The sequence below is a fragment of the Thermocladium sp. ECH_B genome (assembly GCA_001516585.1).
Lineage (GTDB): Archaea > Thermoproteota > Thermoprotei > Thermoproteales > Thermocladiaceae > Thermocladium.
Window position 1 is genome coordinate 1 of record LOBW01000125.1, and the last position, 2407, is coordinate 2407.

The following is a 2407-nucleotide window of genomic DNA, read 5'->3' on the forward strand; positions in this document are numbered from 1 at the left end:
CCAAGGGTGACTTGGTCATACTCTATGGAAACACAAGCAACCTACCAACAATGGAGTACCTACTAGCCTACACATGGGCAAGGAAGTACGGCATACTTGCATCAAGTGAATACCTAATTGCACTCCCAACAATACCGGTAGGGAGCAAGGATGCCTTGGCAGTGGCCTTTGGCGGTCCGTATTACCTAGTCATTTGGCCAGTGATGCCGAGGTACATGGTGAAGGCGATAATGACCTACACGGTATTGAAGCATTTGCCGATAAGCCGAGGTCAAGTGAATGGTGCCGGGTTCAGCCTCAGCATGATTAAGGCAAACCTACAATCATCCTCCCCATCGCAGGATCCCGAGGACGTGTGTGGTTACATATACTCCCAGTACTACCAAAACGCCGCCTCAGTGAGCTCAGGCGTTTATGAGTCAAGCAACGACTACTTCATATGGCTACTTCCAATGCTAAACTGGTACGGTACTATAGATAGCGGTGTTCAGGGTTATAGTGATGGTAATGGCACGTTCTACTATGACACATGCCTAGAGGTAAGCACCCAAGTCATAGTTGCAGCGCCTTCCTACGTGCCTCTCTATGTCTATGGCTATGTTGGTTATGATCCAACATCAACCATGACCAACAATGGCGGTGAGGTTTTGAGCGAAACCGGCACAATTGATTACTACACCAGCTATGAGTACTACAACGAATCAATAACAAACTCAATAATCGAGGGTCCATATAGTACGGGTAGTGTGCAACCTCAACCAACATCCTCAACGACTAGCTACTCCATATCCGTACCCAGTGGCAGTGAGAGTATAAGCCTTAATTACGGCCCATCAACGCAGGCTTACGGTTACCCCGCCGGTAACGTCACTTGGACATTTAACCTCAACAACGCAAACACGCCAAATAATAACTACTACAACGATTTTGAGGACCCAACGCCAAATTGGATTATGCCGAGCTTCTCAAGTTCCCAGCAGTACGCCTACCTGCCAGTCTACATGAGTGCTAAGGTTATGACTAGCTCGCAGATCGTGCCTATCGGACCTTGTTATTATTACAACAACACCTATGAGTACATTTGGGTTGATGGAGGTTGGTGGCTCTTTGCACAACCAAAAGGCTCAGGCATAGGCTTAACATCAGCATCGTACGGATTCTACGAACAATCGGGATACGTGAGTGGGGTCACATCATGGAGCACACTCGAGCCATTTTATTGCGNAGGCCCACCATGAACAACAACTTAACCGCAAACAATCAAAACAAAACCTTTCCCTTTATCCTTGCCTTTTAAGCAAGGCCTTGATTAATCGATGACCTCGATTAGGGAGTACGTTGCCGACTTGACCGCGAATGGGACTTGACCTAAACCCACAAACCAATGATGGGCTAACCATCATAGCAAATCAAACCCAACACACGCCTTCCCTGGATGAACTCCGTGTAGTCAATGGGCTGTTTCCGTCTTCTCGATTGTTTGTGTTGTTTGTTTTCGTTTGGTGCCGGTGGAACGTTTAAATTTTGGGTGAAGTGGTGGGTTTGGTGGAATGAACCCGATGAGCTTGGCGAAGGGGACCATTAGGGCCGCCTTCGGCGAGGGGGAGTCAGGGATGAACCCCAGGCGACAGGCGGAGACCGCTCCCACGGCTGGAGACGGCCCACGAGGAAGCCGCCGAGAAGGAGACGGCGGGAACAAGAAAACACCCAAGGCAAATAACCTACCATGCATCACGCTTAATGCTGATTCCTTGAATAGCACGTGGGCTGTCCTTGATAGTATGGACCCAATTGTTGTGGGCCACCTATGGCCTTTAACAAGCATAACACCCATTATTTTAGTCACGGCATTGCTAACCCTCCTATTAATGCCATCCCTAAGCACGCGACTAGGCACATCACTATTGCCCAGGTAATCAACAACTTCATTAACAACCCTCGACAGGAAGCCATCAACACCACCCGCAACGCAGGGATGGATGTCTGTACTGCCACAAAACAACAACCACGCCTAGGCATAAAAGGCCACTCACGCCAATTATTTCAACCCTAGCTCGGCTCACTTTTTATGAACAGCCGGAGTAAAAAAAAAAAAAATAAAAAGGTCCCGTGGAATAAGTAAATCCCGCATGTGGTCTAGGTCTAGGCTTGTTTGGGTTGTTTCGTTAATCGCCGCAGCGGTTTTGGTCGCAACAATAGTCTCAGTACTGCCCCTAACCCATGTAACCAATAAGCCAGTAACGCAGACAAGGATTGGTTTCAATGCGCCAACGCCTATTGGCTCACCAATAAACATCAGCCTAAGCACGCCAATCTACGTCGTTGGGCCACAATCACTGGCCCAAAGGCTTGTTGGTGTTGGCATACCTCAGTCGTTGGTTAGGTTCATTGCTGTTCCTGACTTATC

The 2407-nt window shown here is 48.4% G+C and carries 3 protein-coding genes; 2 read left to right on the top strand and 1 reads right to left on the bottom strand.

Annotation, left to right across the window (positions count from 1 at the left end; genetic code table 11):
- Window positions 1–1238 (top strand): hypothetical protein (locus AT710_09615; protein KUO90048.1); only part of this gene is annotated, 1238 nt, incomplete at its 5' end.
- Between the two features lie 312 nt (window positions 1239–1550).
- A complete protein-coding gene (locus tag AT710_09620; GenBank protein ID KUO90049.1) occupies window positions 1551–1916 on the top strand; it encodes a hypothetical protein in 366 nt (121 codons plus the stop codon).
- Window positions 1917–2059: 143 nt separating this feature from the next.
- Here AT710_09620 and AT710_09625 read toward each other — a convergent pair whose 3' ends face one another.
- Entirely contained in the window at window positions 2060–2263 is a 204-nt protein-coding gene (locus AT710_09625) for a hypothetical protein (GenBank protein ID KUO90050.1), read from the bottom strand.
- Between the last annotated feature and the right edge of the window lie 144 nt (window positions 2264–2407).